This is a genomic window from Streptomyces sp. MAR4 CNX-425, assembly GCF_048656465.1.
GTDB lineage: Bacteria > Actinomycetota > Actinomycetes > Streptomycetales > Streptomycetaceae > Streptomyces.
On sequence record NZ_JBMDLF010000001.1, the window covers coordinates 906952 to 922986 of the forward strand.

General features: G+C 73.4%; 12 protein-coding genes. 7 read left to right on the top strand and 5 right to left on the bottom strand.

What is annotated here, in order from left to right:
* Nucleotides 1-73: 73 nt before the first annotated feature.
* Complete coding sequence (gene aceE / locus ACHZ99_RS03960) at nt 74-2821, top strand: pyruvate dehydrogenase (acetyl-transferring), homodimeric type (protein WP_420302887.1); 2748 nt, start codon at nt 74-76, stop codon at nt 2819-2821.
* A 256-nt stretch (nt 2822-3077) separates the two neighbouring features.
* Nucleotides 3078-3962, top strand: a complete 885-nt coding sequence (locus ACHZ99_RS03965) for a potassium channel family protein (RefSeq protein ID WP_420303197.1) — start codon at nt 3078-3080, stop codon at nt 3960-3962.
* An 81-nt stretch (nt 3963-4043) separates the two neighbouring features.
* Here ACHZ99_RS03965 and ACHZ99_RS03970 read toward each other — a convergent pair whose 3' ends face one another.
* Nucleotides 4044-5066, bottom strand: a complete 1023-nt coding sequence (locus ACHZ99_RS03970; protein ID WP_420302888.1) for an aldo/keto reductase — start codon at nt 5064-5066, stop codon at nt 4044-4046.
* Nucleotides 5054-5467, bottom strand: coding sequence for a MerR family transcriptional regulator (locus ACHZ99_RS03975; protein WP_420302889.1), 414 nt, complete (start codon nt 5465-5467; stop codon nt 5054-5056). The genes ACHZ99_RS03970 and ACHZ99_RS03975 overlap by 13 nt, the downstream gene beginning before the upstream one ends.
* Before the next feature lie 87 nt (nt 5468-5554).
* Between ACHZ99_RS03975 and ACHZ99_RS03980 the strand changes: the two genes are divergently transcribed.
* Nucleotides 5555-6391: a serine hydrolase domain-containing protein gene (locus ACHZ99_RS03980; RefSeq protein WP_420302890.1), complete on the top strand. Its 837-nt coding sequence runs from the start codon at nt 5555-5557 to the stop codon at nt 6389-6391.
* A gap of 36 nt (nt 6392-6427) precedes the next feature.
* The gene (locus ACHZ99_RS03985; RefSeq protein ID WP_420302891.1) at nt 6428-6601 is read left to right on the top strand and encodes a hypothetical protein; all 174 of its coding nucleotides are present in this window, start codon (nt 6428-6430) and stop codon (nt 6599-6601) included.
* Between the two features lie 509 nt (nt 6602-7110).
* On the opposite strand, the gene ACHZ99_RS03990 is transcribed toward ACHZ99_RS03985, so the two are convergent.
* Complete coding sequence (locus tag ACHZ99_RS03990) at nt 7111-9603, bottom strand: PQQ-binding-like beta-propeller repeat protein (protein WP_420302892.1); 2493 nt, start codon at nt 9601-9603, stop codon at nt 7111-7113.
* Between the two features lie 395 nt (nt 9604-9998).
* Here ACHZ99_RS03990 and ACHZ99_RS03995 point away from each other — a divergent pair, with 395 nt between their 5' ends.
* Complete coding sequence (locus tag ACHZ99_RS03995; protein WP_420303198.1) at nt 9999-12257, top strand: RICIN domain-containing protein; 2259 nt, start codon at nt 9999-10001, stop codon at nt 12255-12257.
* Between the two features lie 116 nt (nt 12258-12373).
* Nucleotides 12374-13312, top strand: coding sequence for an ADP-ribosylglycohydrolase family protein (locus tag ACHZ99_RS04000; RefSeq protein WP_420302893.1), 939 nt, complete (start codon nt 12374-12376; stop codon nt 13310-13312).
* A 29-nt stretch (nt 13313-13341) separates the two neighbouring features.
* On the opposite strand, the gene ACHZ99_RS04005 is transcribed toward ACHZ99_RS04000, so the two are convergent.
* Both ACHZ99_RS04005 and ACHZ99_RS04010 read right to left on the bottom strand, forming a co-directional pair.
* Nucleotides 13342-13896: a hypothetical protein gene (locus tag ACHZ99_RS04005; RefSeq protein WP_420302894.1), complete on the bottom strand. Its 555-nt coding sequence runs from the start codon at nt 13894-13896 to the stop codon at nt 13342-13344.
* 93 nt (nt 13897-13989) lie between these two features.
* On the bottom strand, nt 13990-14667 hold the full coding sequence (locus tag ACHZ99_RS04010) for a pirin family protein (RefSeq protein WP_420302895.1): 678 nt from the start codon (nt 14665-14667) through the stop codon (nt 13990-13992).
* Between the two features lie 79 nt (nt 14668-14746).
* On the opposite strand from ACHZ99_RS04010, the gene ACHZ99_RS04015 reads away from it, so the two are divergent.
* A complete protein-coding gene (locus tag ACHZ99_RS04015; RefSeq protein ID WP_420302896.1) occupies nt 14747-15961 on the top strand; it encodes a PucR family transcriptional regulator in 1215 nt (404 codons plus the stop codon).
* Nucleotides 15962-16035 lie beyond the last annotated feature (74 nt).

The following is a 16035-nucleotide window of genomic DNA, read 5'->3' on the forward strand; positions in this document are numbered from 1 at the left end:
GTGGACGATGGGAATCAGCGCGACGTCTCATCTGCGAGCAGTCCGATACCGATACGTACAGCGAAGGAACAGCGTGGCTTCCGGATCCGATCGCAACCCGATCATCATTGGCGGCCTTCCCAGCCAGGTCCCGGATTTCGATCCCGAGGAGACCCAGGAGTGGCTCGACTCGCTCGACGCGGCGGTCGACGAGCGCGGCCGGGAACGGGCCCGCTATCTCATGCTCCGCCTCATCGAGCGGGCCCGCGAGAAGCGGGTGGCCGTGCCCGAGATGCGCAGCACGGACTACGTCAACACCATCGCGACCAAGGACGAACCGTTCTTCCCCGGCAACGAGGAGATCGAGCGGAAGATTCTGAACGCGACCCGCTGGAACGCGGCGGTGATGGTCTCCCGGGCCCAGCGGCCCGGGATCGGCGTCGGCGGTCACATCGCCACCTTCGCCTCGTCCGCGTCGCTCTACGACGTGGGCTTCAACCACTTCTTCCGCGGCAAGGACGACGGCGGTGGCGGTGACCAGGTCTTCTTCCAGGGCCACGCCTCGCCCGGCATCTACGCCCGCGCCTTCCTGCTCGACCGCCTCAGCGAGGCGCAGCTCGACGGCTTCCGGCAGGAGCACTCCAAGGCGCCGCACGGCCTGTCGAGCTACCCGCACCCGCGCAACATGCCGGACTTCTGGGAGTTCCCGACGGTGTCCATGGGCCTCGGCCCGCTGGGCGCCATCCACCAGGCCCGGATCAACCGGTACATGCACGCCCGCGGCATCGCCGACACGTCGAACTCGCACGTGTGGGCCTTCCTCGGCGACGGCGAGATGGACGAGCCGGAGTCGCTGGGCCAGCTGTCCCTGCCCGCCCGCGAGGGGCTGGACAACCTCACCTTCGTCGTGAACTGCAACCTCCAGCGGCTCGACGGCCCGGTCCGCGGCAACGGCAAGGTCATCCAGGAGCTGGAGTCGTACTTCCGCGGCGCCGGCTGGAACGTGATCAAGCTGGTCTGGGACCGCTCCTGGGACCCGCTGCTGGCCCAGGACCGCGACGGCGCGCTGGTCAACAAGCTGAACACGACGCCCGACGGCCAGTTCCAGACGTACGCCACCGAGTCCGGCGCGTACATCCGCGACCACTTCTTCGGCGACGATCTGCGGCTGCGCAAGATGGTCGAGGACATGACCGACGACCAGCTGCTCCACCTCGGCCGCGGCGGCCACGACCACCGCAAGGTCTACGCCGCGTTCAAGGCCGCCGTCGAGCACACCGGCCAGCCGACCGTCATCCTCGCCCAGACGATCAAGGGCTGGACCCTCGGCCCGAACTTCGAGGGCCGCAACGCCACGCACCAGATGAAGAAACTCACGGTCGAGGACCTGAAGCGGTTCCGCGACCGGCTGCACCTCCCCATCCCGGACAAGGACCTGGAGGACGGCCTCCCGCCGTACTACCACCCCGGCCGGGAGTCGGAGGAGATCCAGTACATGCACGACAAGCGCCGGGGGCTCGGCGGGTACGTGCCCACGCGCGTCGTGCGCGCCGAGCCGCTGAAGCTGCCGGAGGACAAGACCTACGCCGCCGTCAAGAAGGGCTCCGGCACCCAGGAGATCGCCACCACCATGGCGTTCGTCCGGCTGCTGAAGGACCTCATGCGGGACAAGGAGATCGGCAAGCGCTTCGTGCCGATCGCGCCCGACGAGTACCGCACCTTCGGCATGGACTCCTTCTTCCCGAGCGCCAAGATCTACAACCCGCTCGGGCAGACGTACGAGTCCGTCGACCGCGAGCTGCTCCTCGCCTACAAGGAGTCGCCCACCGGCCAGCTCCTCCACGACGGCATCTCCGAGGCCGGCTGCACAGCCGCGCTGACCGCCGCCGGGACGGCCTACGCGACCCACGGCGAGCCGCTGATCCCGGTCTACGTCTTCTACTCGATGTTCGGCTTCCAGCGCACCGGCGACCAGTTCTGGGCCATGGCCGACCAGCTCGGCCGCGGCTTCGTCATCGGCGCCACCGCCGGCCGCACCACGCTGACCGGCGAGGGCCTCCAGCACGCCGACGGCCACTCGCAGCTGCTCGCGTCGACGAACCCGGCGGCCGTGGCGTACGACCCGGCGTTCGGCTTCGAGATCGCCCACATCGTGCAGGACGGCCTGCGGCGGATGTACGGCTCCTCGCCGGAGCACCCGCACGGCGAGGACGTCTTCTACTACCTGACGGTCTACAACGAGCCGACCGTCCACCCGGCCGAGCCGGAGGACGTCGACGTCGAGGGCATCGTCAAGGGCATCCACAGGCTGTCGCCCGCGACCGCCGGGCAGATCCCCGCGCAGGTCATGGCCTCCGGCGTGGCCGTGCCGTGGGCCCTTGAGGCCCAGCGGATCCTGGCCGAGGAGTGGGACGTGCGCGCCGACGTCTGGTCCGCCACCTCCTGGAACGAGCTGCGCCGCGAGGCCGTCGAGGTCGAGCGGCACAACCTGCTGCACCCGGAGGAGGAGCAGCGGGTGCCGTGGGTCACGCGGAAGCTCGCGGGCGCCGAGGGGCCGTTCGTGGCGGTGTCGGACTGGATGCGCTCCGTACCCGACCAGATCGCGCGGTGGGTGCCGGGCACCTACCAGTCGCTCGGCGCGGACGGCTTCGGCTTCGCGGACACGCGGGGCGGGGCGCGGCGCTACTTCCACATCGACGCCCAGTCGATCGTGGTCGGGGTGCTGACGGAGCTGGCGAAGGAGGGCAAGGTGGACCGCTCGGTGCTGAAGCAGGCGATCGACCGGTACCAACTGCTCGACGTCGCGGCGGCCGACCCGGGCGCGGCGGGCGGCGACGCCTGACACCTGACACCTGACGCCTGACGCCTCCGGCGGGGGCGGCGGACGCGGCGGAACGAAGCCGCACCGCCGCCCCCGCCGTACGTCCGGCGCCCGCCGCAGCACCGCACCCAGCCCCGCGCCCAGCGCCGCGCCCACCGCGTCCGCCGCACCGCCGTGGCCGGGGCCTGCGCGGTCTCCGTAACATCTGGCCATGCCCAGTACGACGGACAGCACCACCGCGCACGCCCCCGCCGGCCCCGCCGCCGCGGCCGCCGCCGTGTCGAAGGCACCCCCGCCGCCGCCGCGGCTGACGCGGTGGGAGAACCACACCCGCCGCCCGCTGCTCGGGCTCGCGCTGCTGTTCGCCGTCGCGTACGCGGTGCCGGTCGTGGCGCCCGACGCGCCGGGGGCCGTGCGCACGGCGTGCCACGCCGCGACGTGGGCGGTGTGGGCCGTCTTCGCCGTCGACTACGCCGTACGGCTGCGGCTGTCCCGGCAGCGGTGGCGGTTCGTCCGTACGCACCTGCTCGACCTCTGCGCGGTACTGCTGCCGCTGATCCGCCCGCTGCGGCTGCTCCAGCTGGTCTCGGCGCTGCTGCTCGCCGGACGGCTCTCCCGGGCCGCCGCGCAGGTGCGGCTGACGACGTATGTCGCGGGGTCGGTGCTGACGCTGTGGCTGTTCGGCTCCCTCGCGGTGCTGGAGGTGGAGCGCAACGCCCCCGAGTCCAACATCCGCACCCTCGGCGACGCGGTGTGGTGGGCCTTCACCACCATGACCACCGTCGGCTACGGCGACCACGCCCCGACCACGGGCCTGGGCCGGGTGCTGGCGATCGGGCTGATGCTCTCGGGGATCGCGCTGCTGGGTCTGGTCACGGCGAACATCGCGGCGTGGTTCATCTCCCAGGTGGAGCGGGAGAGCAAGCACGAGGAGGAGCAGACGGCGGCCCTGCGGGAGCTGACGCAGGAGGTGGCGTCGCTGCGGGCGGAGATCACGGCCCTGCGGCGAGCGGGCGACGCGGAGACGCCGGGGGCGGCCGGTGCGGGGGTGGCCGAGGCGGGCGCGGGCGGCGCGGGGGCGGGCCCGGGCGCGGCGGTGCCGGGGGCGGGGGTGGTGCCGGGGGCGGGGGTGGTGCCGGGGGCGGCGGCCCCGCGGGAGTAGCGGCGCCCGCGGGCGGCGGGCACCGCGGCGGCCGGCGCCGGTGCGCGACGCGCCCCGGCGCCCCGGCGCCCCCCGCGCCGCCTACTCCCGGCCCGCCGACGTGAAGCTCACGTCCGCGTACCGCGGCCCGGCGACCTGCTCCGCCAGCGGCTCCAGCAGCGCCCGCTCCGCCTCCGTCAGCTCGATCGACGCCGCCGCCGCGTTCTCCGCCACCCGCGACGGCTTCCGCGTCCCCGGGATCGGCACCACCGTCATCCCCCGCAGCGCGGCCTGCCCGTGCACCCACGCGAGCGCGATCTGCGCCGGCGTGGCCCCGTGCGCGTCCGCGACCTGCCGCAGCGGCGCGAGCAGTCCGGCGTTCTTCGCCGCGTTGTCGCCGCTGAACCGCGGCATCGTACGGCGGAAGTCGTCGGCGGTCAGATCGGCCTGGGCGTCGACGAAGGAGCCGGTGAGGAAGCCCCGGCCCAGCGGCGAGTACGGCACGAAGGCGACGCCCAGCTCCTTGGCCGCCGGCACGGCCGTCCGCTCCACGTCCCGGCTGAAGACCGACCACTCCGACTGGAGCGCCGCGATCGGGTGGACCGCGTGCGCGGCGCGCAGCTCCGCGCCGGTGACCTCGCTCAGCCCGAGCTGCCGCACCTTGCCCTCCTGCACCAGCTCGGCCATGTAGCCGACGGCGTCCTCCAGCGGTACCCGCAGGTCGCGGCGGTGCATGTAGTACAGGTCGAGGGTCTCGACACCGAGCCGCCGCAGGCTGGCCTCGATGCAGGAGCGCAGGTACGGGCGGTCGTTGCGGATCACGCGCTTCTGCGGGTCGTCCGGGTCGGTGGAGAGCGAGAACTTGGACGCCAGGGTGACGGCGTCCCGGTTCGCCCGGATGAAGGGGGCGATGAACTTCTCGTTCTCGCCGTCGCCGTACATGTCGGCGGTGTCGTAGAGCGTGACGCCGAGCTCCAGCGCCCGGTCCAGGGTGGCGCGGGCGGCGTCCGTGTCGGTGGGCCCGTACGCGAAGCTCATGCCCATACAGCCGAGGCCCTGGACGCCGACCTGGGGGCCGCCGGCGCCGAGCGGGACGGTGGGGAGAGGGGTGTTCACGGTGTGCATCGGGAGGCTGCTCTCTCGTAGAAGTCGATCTTGAAGTCGAGAACGGCGAGTGTCGACTGCAGATCGGCGATCTGCTGCCGGACCACCTCCCGGTGCTCGCGGAAGAGCTGGATCCGCGCGGTGAAGGTCTCCTCCCCCGCCCGCACCAGCTCGGCGTAGCGGACCATGTCCGCCACCGGCATCCCGGTGAGCCGCAGCTTGCCGACGAGATCCAGCCAGTCCAGATCGTCGTCGGTGTAGAGGCGCTGCCCGGTGTGCGAGCGGTGCACGTCGTTGAGCAGCCCGATGCGCTCGTACCAGCGCAGGGTGTGCGCGCTCAGCCCGGTGTACGAGGCGACCTCGCTGATGGAGTAGTGATCTTGGCCGACGGGCCGTACCCGGGCCGCTGTGGTCAGGCTCATTACCCGCTCCCCACTCTCGACGCGCTCGACGCTACTGACTTCGAGTGCACTCCAAGCAACAACATATGCCCGGGTTAGGCTCGCCGCATGGACAGCCTGCATGTGATCGAGTCCTGGCCCGTCGACACGGCGGCCGCAGCGGCCGTACGCGCCGACGGATCCCTCGCCGGGACCCACGGCCCGACAGACCACCGCTTCTACCTGGCCTCCGTGACAAAGCCGCTGGTCGCGTACGCCGCGCTGGTGGCCGTCGAGGAGGGCGCGATCGAGCTGGACGAGCCGGCGGGCCCCCAGGGCTCGACCGTACGCCACCTGCTGGCCCACACCTCCGGCCTCGGCTTCGACGAGCACCGCGTGATGGCCCCGCCCGGCACCCGCAGGCTGTACTCGAACGCCGGCTTCGAGGTCCTCGGCGACCACCTCACCAAGGCCACCGACATACCGCTGTCCGAGTACGTCCGGGACGCGGTCTTCGCCCCGCTGGGCATGACCGCCACCACCCTGGACGGCTCCCCGGCCCACGCCGGAACGTCGACGGTGGCGGACCTGGCGCGGTTCGCCGCGGAGCTGCTGACACCGCGGCTGATCTCGGCGGGCACGCACACGGAGGCCACGACGGTGGCGTTCCCCGGCCTGAAGGGCGTACTGCCGGGATACGGGCACATGAACCCGAACGACTGGGGCCTGGGCCTGGAGATCCGCGACGGCAAGTCCCCGCACTGGACGGGAACGTCCTCCTCCCCGCGCACGTACGGGCACTTCGGCCAGTCGGGCACGTTCCTGTGGGTCGACCCGGACGCGGCGACACCCGCGGGGCGGGGCGCGGCGTGCGTGGCGCTGGCGGACAAGAAGTTCGGCGACTGGGCGGCGCGGGTGTGGCCGCCGTTCACCGACGGGGTGCTGGCGGAGCTGACGGCGGATTAGGCTGGTGGCCACTCGACGGTGAGGGGGAGAAGGCCCGTGCTTTTCGGATTCGGCAACGCTTTAGAGAAGCTGGTCACGGTCGCGGGGGTGGTCGTCGCGGCGGTCGCGGTGGTGAAGCTGGCGGAGGACCCCGAGCCGGCTGACGCGGCGGGCGCCCCCGCGGGAGACGACGCACCACCACCGGAGGACGCCCGCCCCGCGGGGGCCTGAGCGGTGTTGCGCGGCCTGTGTCCCGGGCGTCCGCCCGGGACACAGGCAGTGCAACGCGAACCGAGGCGCTGCGCCCACGGGACCCCGTTCGGTGCATCCACCGCCCCCGACGCCTGACCCCCGCCTCGCGCTTCGCCCGCTGGCCCACCCCGGCGCCGTACCCTGCGCAGTGCCCGCCACCGTGACGGACACAGAACTGTCAGAGGAGCGGCATACCCTGGGGCGGGAGTGCGGGGATACGTGAGGCGGAATGCCGGATGCCGGATGCGGGGTCCGGAGCGCCGGCTGCGGGGCGCCGGACGCGGGGCGCGGGCCCCGGACGCGGGGTGCCGGATGCGGGGCGCCGAACTCAGGTGCGGGGATGCCGGATGCGGAGTGCGGGATCCCGGATGGGGGCGGCGGACGCGGGCGTGGCCCCACGCGGCGTACCGGGTGCCGTGTCGGTGCCCGTGCTCGGGCGGCAGCCGCCGGCGTCGTCGGCTGACCGTTCCGGCGCGTTCTGAGACCCGTCAGTCGGCTATCGCGTAAAGCGTGGACTTCTCCGTGCGGCCGTCCGTGGCCGTGAAGTAGACCGCCTTGTTCGTGGCCGTCGGGGGCGAGAGGAACCGGCCGCTGGTTCTGAACACCCACGCCTCCTCGGACACGGAGACCGCCCGCATGGTGCCGTCCTCGTGGCCGAGGAAGACCGTGGCGAACCCCACAACCGGATCGACCCTGATCTCGCTGGCCAGCGGATAGGACGACTTGTGCGTGCCGACCACGGTGTAGACCCCGTACAAGGTGTCGGTGTAGTTGTGGAAGTAGAGCGACGTGCCCGACAGGGCCAGTCCGCTGATTTCTCCCCTCGCCCGGAACGTCCAGCGCTGGCCGCCGTTCGCGACGTTCACCGCGTGCACCACCCCGTTGGTCGTGCTGCCGACGTAGACGGTGTCGTCGGACAAGGCGGGAGCGGAGTTCAGAGAGCCGCCCGCGACGTAGTGCCAGCGTGGGCGCCCCCCGGTGTCGAAGGCGTGCAGCTTGCCGTCGGCGGCGCCGACGTAGACCGTGCCGTCGCCGACGACCGGCGCGGCGGGGGCGCGGTCGCCGGGGGTGGCGTACTCGGCGGTCCAGCGTCGTCTGCCGCTCTTCGCGTCGACAGCGTGGACCAGGTTCCCGGTGCCGGCGACGTAGACCGCGCCGTCCCCGAACGCCGGGTCCGAGGGGAGCACCTTCCTGCCGAGGGGATACGTCCAGCGGGTGCTGCCGTCGGAGGTGTCGAGGGCGTGGAGTGTGCCGCCGGCGTCGGCGACGTAGGCCGTGCGCGCTTTGTCGTCCACCACGGTCCGGGTGTGGACGCGCTCGCCGAGCGAGACGGACCAGCGTTCCTTGCCGTTGATCGGGTCGATCGCGTGCATCTTCTTGTCGCCGCCGACGTAGATCATGTCTTCGACGTACGACGCGACCGGACCGAGCAAGGGCTTCGAAGTGTCCCAGAGGAGGGTGCCGGGTTCGGCGTCGTCGGCCGGGTCTTCGCGCTTGTCGTCGTTCGTGGTGTCCCCGTCGTCGCCCAGCACTTGCCAGGCGGTGAACCCGAGCGCCATGGCGCCCAGCGTGCCGAGCGTGGCCAAGGCCTCCCGGCGGCTGCGCGCCTGTTTGGGGGGCGGTGCGGGTTCGGGCAGCGGGTTGTTGGGCTGGCGGACGACGTGGGGACGGGACGAGGCCGGGCGGCGGGACGAGGGCGGGCGAGGGGACGGGGCGGGGCGGCGGGACGGTCGGGGCGGGGTCGCGGGGGCCGTGGGGGGATGCGGGGCGGCCGCGGGCGCGTCCGGCGTTGCCGGGGCGGTCGCGGCCTGGTGGAGGGGCGCCGCCGGGGCGTTCGGGGCCGGGGCGGGCTGCCGCTCCGGTACGGGCGGCTCCCCGGGGGCCCGGCGCGGGGCGGCGGGCATGGTCGGGTCGGCCGGTGCCGGTGCGGGGGCGGGGGCCTCCGCCGGTGCCGGTGCCGGTCCCTGCGCGGGTGCGGGTGCCGGTCCCTCCACCGACGCCGGTCCCTGCGCCGACGCCGCCGACGCCGCCGACGCCGGTGACGCCGGTGTCGCGCCGGGCCCCGCCGCCGGCGGCGGTGTCGCGGGCCCGTCGTCCGACGGCGGAGGGGAGACCCGCGCCGGGTCCCGGAGCGCGGTCGCGACCGCCGGCGGGAGCCACGAGTTGTCGTCGCCGGGCGCGTGCGCCAGCTCCGTCACCAGCGACGTGACGGAGGGCCGCTGCTCCGGGTCCTTCGCGATGCACCGCGCCACGACGTCCCGCAGGACCGGCGGGAGGGCGCTCAGGTCGGGCTGCTCGTGGACGATGCGGTAGTTCAGCGCCTGGAACGACCCCGTGCCGAAGGGGCCGTTGCCGGTCGCCGTGTAGACGAGCAGCGCGCCCAGCGCGAACACGTCCGTCGCCGGGCCCACGTTCCGGCCGCCCGTGAGCTGCTCGGGGGACATGAAGCCGGGTGTGCCGATCACCGTGCCGGTCTGTGTCAGCACGCTGGCCTCGGCGGCCACGGAGATGCCGAAGTCGATGACGCGCGGCCCGTCCTGGGCCAGCAGCACGTTGGACGGCTTCAGGTCCCGGTGGACCACCCCGGCCGCGTGGATGGCCTCCAGCGCCTCGGCCAGCCCGGCGGCCAGCGCGAGGACGCCGTGCTCCGGCCACGGGCCGTGCGTTTCGACGGCGTCGCCGAGCGGCAGGCCCGGCACGTACTCGGTGGCGAGCCAGGCGGGCGAGCCCTCCGGGTCGGCGTCCACGACCCCGGCGGTGAAGAACCCGGTGACGCGCCGGGCGGTGGCGACTTCGCGGGCGAACCGGCGCCGGAACCCGGGGTCCTGGGCAAGCTCGGAGCGTACGACCTTCACCGCCACGCTCCGGCCGCCGGGCGAACGGCCCAGGAACACCTGGCCCATGCCGCCCGCCCCGAGCCGGGCCACGATCCGGTACCTGCCCACCTGCCGCGGATCCCCCGCCTCCAGCGCCGTGAACACCCGAGCCGTACCCCCTCTGATTCCGCCCGACCGCGTCCGATCCGTCCGCGTGCCCCCCGCACGATAGCGCGGAGGCCCGACGTGACCTGGGCGGGCATGCGTTCCCGCGCAGATTCGATCTTGAGCGCGCCTTCCGGATGACCACGCAGACGCCGGGCCGGGCCCCCGCTGAAACTTTCGAAGAACCCCGTGCACGGCTGTTGCCGACGCGCGGGTTCGCTCCTACCGTCGTTGGGAGCGCTCCCATGAATCGTTTCAATCCTCTCCCCCGAAGAGAAAAGAGGACCCCCCATGGAACGTTTCGCAGCACGGCGAATCCCGCTACCGAAGGAGCAGCGGCCATGAGCCCCCGTCACCCGCACAAAGTGCGCGGCCCCCTCACGGCGCTGCTGGTCATGGCGCTCGCCGCCGTGTCGCTGGTCGCTGTGCAGGCCGCGCCGTCGCACGCCGCCGTCATCGACACCGACGAGTCCTACGTGCTCGTGAACCGGCACAGCGGCCAGGCGCTGGACGTGTACAACCTGGCGACCGAGGACGGCGCGCCGCTGGTGCAGTGGCCGCGCAACGACGGCGCCTGGCAGCAGTGGCAGTTCGTCGACTCGGGCGGCGGCTACTACCGGCTGAGGTCCCGGCACAGCGGCAAGGTGGTCGACATCGAGGGCGCGTCCACCGCCAACGGGGCGAACGTCATCCAGTGGACCGACAACAACGCCGCCAACCAGCAGTTCCGCGTCGTCGACACCGACAGCGGCCACGTACGGCTGATCAACCGCAACAGCGGCAAGGCGCTGGAGGTCTGGGAGTGGTCCACCGCGGACGGCGCGCGGGTCTCCCAGTACACCGACAACGACGGGGCCAACCAGCAGTGGCGGCTCGTGCCGGTGGGCGGGGGCGGCGACCCCGACCCGCCCGTGGAGGACGCCAAGCAGATGGAGGACCTCGACCGCGGGCTGGTCTCGGTCCGTTCCGGCGACGGCAACCTGGTCTCCTGGCGGCTGCGGGGTACGGAGAGCTACGAGACCGCGTTCAACCTCTACCGCGGTTCGACGAAGGTCAACTCCTCCCCCCTCACCGACTCCACCAACTACCGGGACGCGGGGGCGCCCGCCGACGCCTCATACACGGTGCGGGCGGTGGTCGACGGTGTCGAACAGCCCGCGTCGAAGGAGTCGCTGCGGTTCACCGGCGGAAACCACCTCGACGTTCCCCTCCAGTCCCCCGGCTCGGGCTACACCCCGGTCGAGGCGAGCCCGGGCGACGTGGACGGCGACGGCCGGTACGAGCTGATCGTCAAATGGGACCCGGACAACGCCAAGGACAACTCGCAGTCCGGCGTCACCGGGAACGTGTACGTGGACGCGTACCGCCTGAACGGCCAGCGGCTGTGGCGCATCGACCTGGGCCGCAACATCCGCGCGGGCGCGCACTACACGCAGTTCCAGGTGTACGACTACGACGGCGACGGCCGCGCCGAGGTCGCCATGAAGACCGCCGACGCCACCCGCGACGGCCAGGGCGCGGTCATCGGCGACGGAGGCGCCGACCACCGCAACTCCGGCGGCTACATCCTGACCGGGCCCGAGTACCTGACGGTGTTCGACGGCCTGACCGGCGCCGCCGTCGACACCGTGGACTACGTGCCGCCGCGCGGCAACGTCGGCGACTGGGGCGACGACTACGGCAACCGCGTCGACCGCTTCCTGGCCGGCACCGCCTACCTCGACGGCGAACGGCCGTCCCTGATCATGGCCCGCGGCTACTACACGCGCGCGACCATCGCCGCCTGGGACTTCCGCGACGGGCAGCTCACCCGCCGCTGGACGTTCGACTCCGACTCCTCGGGCAACGGCGCCGCCGCCGGCCAGGGCAACCACCAGCTGTCCGTCGCCGACGTCGACGACGACGGCCGCCAGGAGATCGTCTACGGCTCCGCGACCGTCGACGACGACGGCAGCCTGATGTACACCACCGGCTTCGGCCACGGCGACGCCCTGCACGTCGGCGACTTCGTGCCCTCCCGCTCCGGCGTCGAGGTCTTCACCATCCACGAACCGGGCGGCCAGCCCGGCTCCGACCTGCACGACGCCGGTACCGGCCAGGTCATCCACCGCACCCCGGCCAGCGGCTCCGAGGGACCGGGCCGCGGCGTGGCCGGCGACATCCACGCCGGCAACCCGGGCGCGGAGTTCTGGGGCTCGGGCCCGAACATGGACCACCTGCGCAACGCCTCCGGCGGCAACGTGGGACGCAACCCGTCCTCCGCGAACTTCCTCGCCTGGTGGGACGGCGACCCGGTGCGCGAGCTGCTGGACGGCACCCGTATCGACAAGTACGGCACCGGCGGCGACACCCGCCTGCTGACCGGCAGCGGCGTCTCCTCCAGCAACGGCACGAAGTCCACCCCGGTGCTGTCCGGCGACCTCTTCGGCGACTGGCGCGAGGAGGTGATCTGGCGCCACTCCGACAACTCCGCCCTGCGCATCTACGCGACGTCCACGCCCACCGCCACCAAGCTGCACACCCTGGCCCACGACGCCCAGTACCGCGTCGCCCTGGCCTGGCAGAACACCGCCTACAACCAGCCGCCCCACCCCGGCTACTTCCTCGGGGCCGGCATGACCCGCCCACCGCAGCCGAACGTCTACCTGCGCTGACCCGGGCGCCGGCGCCGCACGCCGCGCAGACGCGCGGCGTGCGGCGGGCCCGGCCGCCCCGCGCGGTTGGCTGCTCGTCCGGGCCTCTCGCCGCTCGGCACCGGTAGCCTGCGCGGATGATACGTACGGAACGAGCCCTTGCGACGGTCGTCGGGTCGGCGGTAGGCGACGCGCTGGGCGCCCCTTTCGAGTTCGGTCCCGCGGGGGCGTTCTCCGCCCGGTTCCCCGAGCCCGGGGGCGGGGGCGAGATGTGCGGGGGCGGCGGGTGGGATCCGGGGGAGGCCACGGACGACACGCAGATGGCCGTCTTCGTCGGGGAGTCGCTCCTGGAGCGGGGCGGGCTGGACCTGCCGGACATCTTCGCCCGCTTCCAGCGGTGGGCCGGGGCCGGGCCCAAGGACATCGGCCTGCAGACCGAGGACGTGCTGACGAACGGCAGGCCGTGGGACCGGGCCGCGGCGGCTCACTTCGAGGTCAACGGGCGGGCGGCCGGCAACGGCTCCCTGATGCGGGCGTCGACGTCCGCGGTCTGCTTCGCCCGCGCCGGCCGGGCCGCCACGATGGACGCCGCCCGGCGCATCGCCGCCCTCACCCACGGCGACCGCGCCGCCTGGGAGGGCACCGCCGTGTTCCACGAGCTCGTACGCCTCGCCCTGGCCGGCGCCGACCCGCTGGGCGCCCTGCCGGAGGTGCTGGAGCACGTCCATCCCGACCACCGGGAGCGGTACGCGACGGTCCTCGCCGCCGACTGGCACCCCGGCCGGGCCACCGAGGTCAACGGCGCGGTCTGGCCCTGCCTGGGGTCGGCGGTCTGGGCGCTGCGGACCACGGCGGGCTTCGAGGACGCCGTCCGCGCGGCGGTCGACCTGGGTGGCGACACCGACACCGTCGCCGCGGTCACCGGAGGTCTGGCGGGCGCGTATCACGGGCTGGACGCCGTCCCCGCCCGCTGGACCGAGCCCCTGCACGTTCCTCTGCCGGGGTTCGGCGGACGGGTGCTGCGCCTGGCCGATCTGCTCGATCTCGCGCGGCGCCTCGAAGCCGCCGCGCCCTGACGCGCGACGGCGCCTCGACGTCCGCTCCGCTACTCCGCGTCCTGGACGCGGGTGAACACGGAGGTCTCCAGTGGACCTCCGATCCAGTCGATCGTCAGGGTGTCGCCGCTGTACTCGAAGGACCCGGCGCGATTCGGCGGATCGCCCCGGCACAGAAAGCCCAGCCGGATGAGGTATTCGCCTTCCCGCACGCCCCACTCGCCCCGGCAGCTGTCACCGTCGATGTGGAGTTCGGCGCGGTGCCGGCCGGGTCCCTCGCCGCCGGGCTCGGCGAGTATCAGCTTGTCCCGCGCGTCCGCTTCGCCGCGCCAGACGCCCGGCGCGCCCTCGATGCCGGGTGCCGACTCGGACGGCCCGGGTTCGGGGACGGACGCTGGCTGCGTTTCGGCGGCGGAGGGCGAGTTCGGTAACCGGGCGGCGGGTTCGTCCTCGTCTCCGCCGAGGTGGAGCGTCAGCCCGGCGGCGCCGGCGGCGAGGAGGACGGCCCCGGCCAGCGCTCCCAGGACCGTGCGGCTCCGGCGCCGTCCGGACGCGGGCGGCCCTGCCGGCGGCGGCTTCTGTGGCGGGGCAGGCGTGTGTGACATCAGCGGTTCCCTCCCGGGCGCCCCCACGGCGCCCCGGAGCCTTCTACCACTGCCACGGCGAAGAAGGAGATCCATCCGCCACGGCATCCGCCCTCAGTCCCGGCCCGCGCCGCGCATCTCCCACACCAGCGCCTCCGCCCCGCCGTCCGCCGCCGTCAGGGCCTGCCCCTCGCAGCCCGCGATGCGGACCGCGTCGCCCGCTTCCGCGGGCGGGGTGCCGGGGTCGAGGCGGACGGTGCCGCGGGCGACGTGGACGTAGACCCAGGGGGCGTCGGGGAGGGCCGTGCGTTCGCCGGGGCGCAGGCGGCGCAGGTGCAGCACCGACGCGGCGCCTTCCACGGCGAGGGGGGTGCCGTCGGCGATGCCGCGGACGATCTCGTACGACGGGGGGCCGCCCGGTGCCGTGGGCATGAGCCACATCTGGAGGAAGGTCAGCGGCGCCGGGCCCGCGTTGCGTTCGACGTGGCGGATGCCGGTGCCGGCGGTCAGGTGCGCGACGTCGCCGGGGCGGAGGGTCCCGGTGCGGCCGGCGGAGTCCTCGTGGGTGAGTTCGCCGTCGAGGACCCAGGTGACGATCTCCATGTCGCGGTGGGCGTGTTCGGCGAATCCGGCGCCGGGCCGCAGCCGTTCCTCGTTGCAGGCGACGAGGGAGCCGAACCGGACGTTCCGCGGGTCGTAGAAGCCGCCGAAGGAGAACGCGTGCCGCGTCTCGATTCCCGCCTCCGGGTCCCCGCCGCGGTAGCGGCCCCGTCCGCGCCGTAGCTGAATCACCCCGCCACCGTACGCTCCGGGAGCCGGCCGCCGGACGGCTGTTTCGTCCGCCGCGACCCGGATAGGGCAGGCTAGACCCGTGCCTGAACCGACCGAGACACCCGAGCCGCGCGATCGCGACGCCGCCCGGCTGCAGCATCCGCACGCCGCGACCCTGCGCCGGCTGGAGAAGTCCTCCGGGGAGCTCGCCGCCGCCGCCATCGCCCGGATGGATGAGCAACTGCCCTGGTACCGGGCCATGCCACCGGAGCACCGTTCGTGGATCGGGCTGGTGGCGCAGGCGGGGATCGCGGCGTTCACGGAGTGGTTCCGGCACCCCGAGACGCCGCAGGCGATCTCCACGGACGTGTTCGGCACCGCGCCGCGCGAGCTCACCCGGGCGATCACGCTGCGGCAGACGGTCGAGATGGTGCGTACCACGATCGAGGTCATGGAGTCGGCCATCGAGGACGTCGCCGCCCCCGGCGACGAGTCCGCGCTGCGCGAGGCGCTGCTCGTCTACGCGCGCGAGATCGCCTTTGCCACCGCCCAGGTCTACGCGCAGGCCGCCGAGGCCCGCGGCGCGTGGGACGCCCGGCTGGAGTCGCTGGTGGTCAACGCCGTGCTCTCCGGGGAGGCCGACGAGGGCGCGGTGTCGCGGGCGGCGGCGCTCGGCTGGATCTCGCCGGAGCACGTGTGCGTGGTGCTCGGCACCGCGCCGGACGGGGACAGCGAGCTGACCGTGGAGGCGATCCGGCGGGCCTCGCGGCACGCGAAGCTCCAGGTGCTGACCGGGGTGCTGGGCAGCCGGCTGGTGGTGATCGCCGGCGGCAGCGCGGATCCGCTGAAGGCGGCGAAGGCGCTGATCGGCCCGTTCGCGCAGGGCCCGGTGGTGGCCGGGCCGGTGGTGGGCGACCTGCTGGCCGCGACCCGCTCCGCGCAGGCCGCCGCGGCGGGGCTGAAGGCGTGCTCCGCCTGGCAGGACGCGCCGCGGCCGGTGCTGGCGGACGACCTGCTGCCGGAGCGGGCGATCGCCGGTGATCCGGCGGCGCGCGAGCAGCTGGTGGAGGAGATCTACAGTCCGCTGGCGGAGGCCGGGTCGGCGCTCCTGGAGACGCTGAGCGTGTACCTGGAGCAGGCGTCGAGCCTCGAAGGTGCCGCGCGGATGTTGTTCGTTCACCCCAACACCGTTCGCTACCGGCTGCGACGTGTGACCGATGTCACGGGCTGGTCACCGTCCGACGTCCGCTCAGCGTTTACTCTGCGTATCGCGCTGATCCTCGGGCGGCTGACGGAGACGGAACCCCCGCGGTAGCCATTTGTTCGGTCCCCACAAATCCCTCCGGTGTTCTTCGTCCCCGTCCCCACGGGCGGCACACACCCCCGACA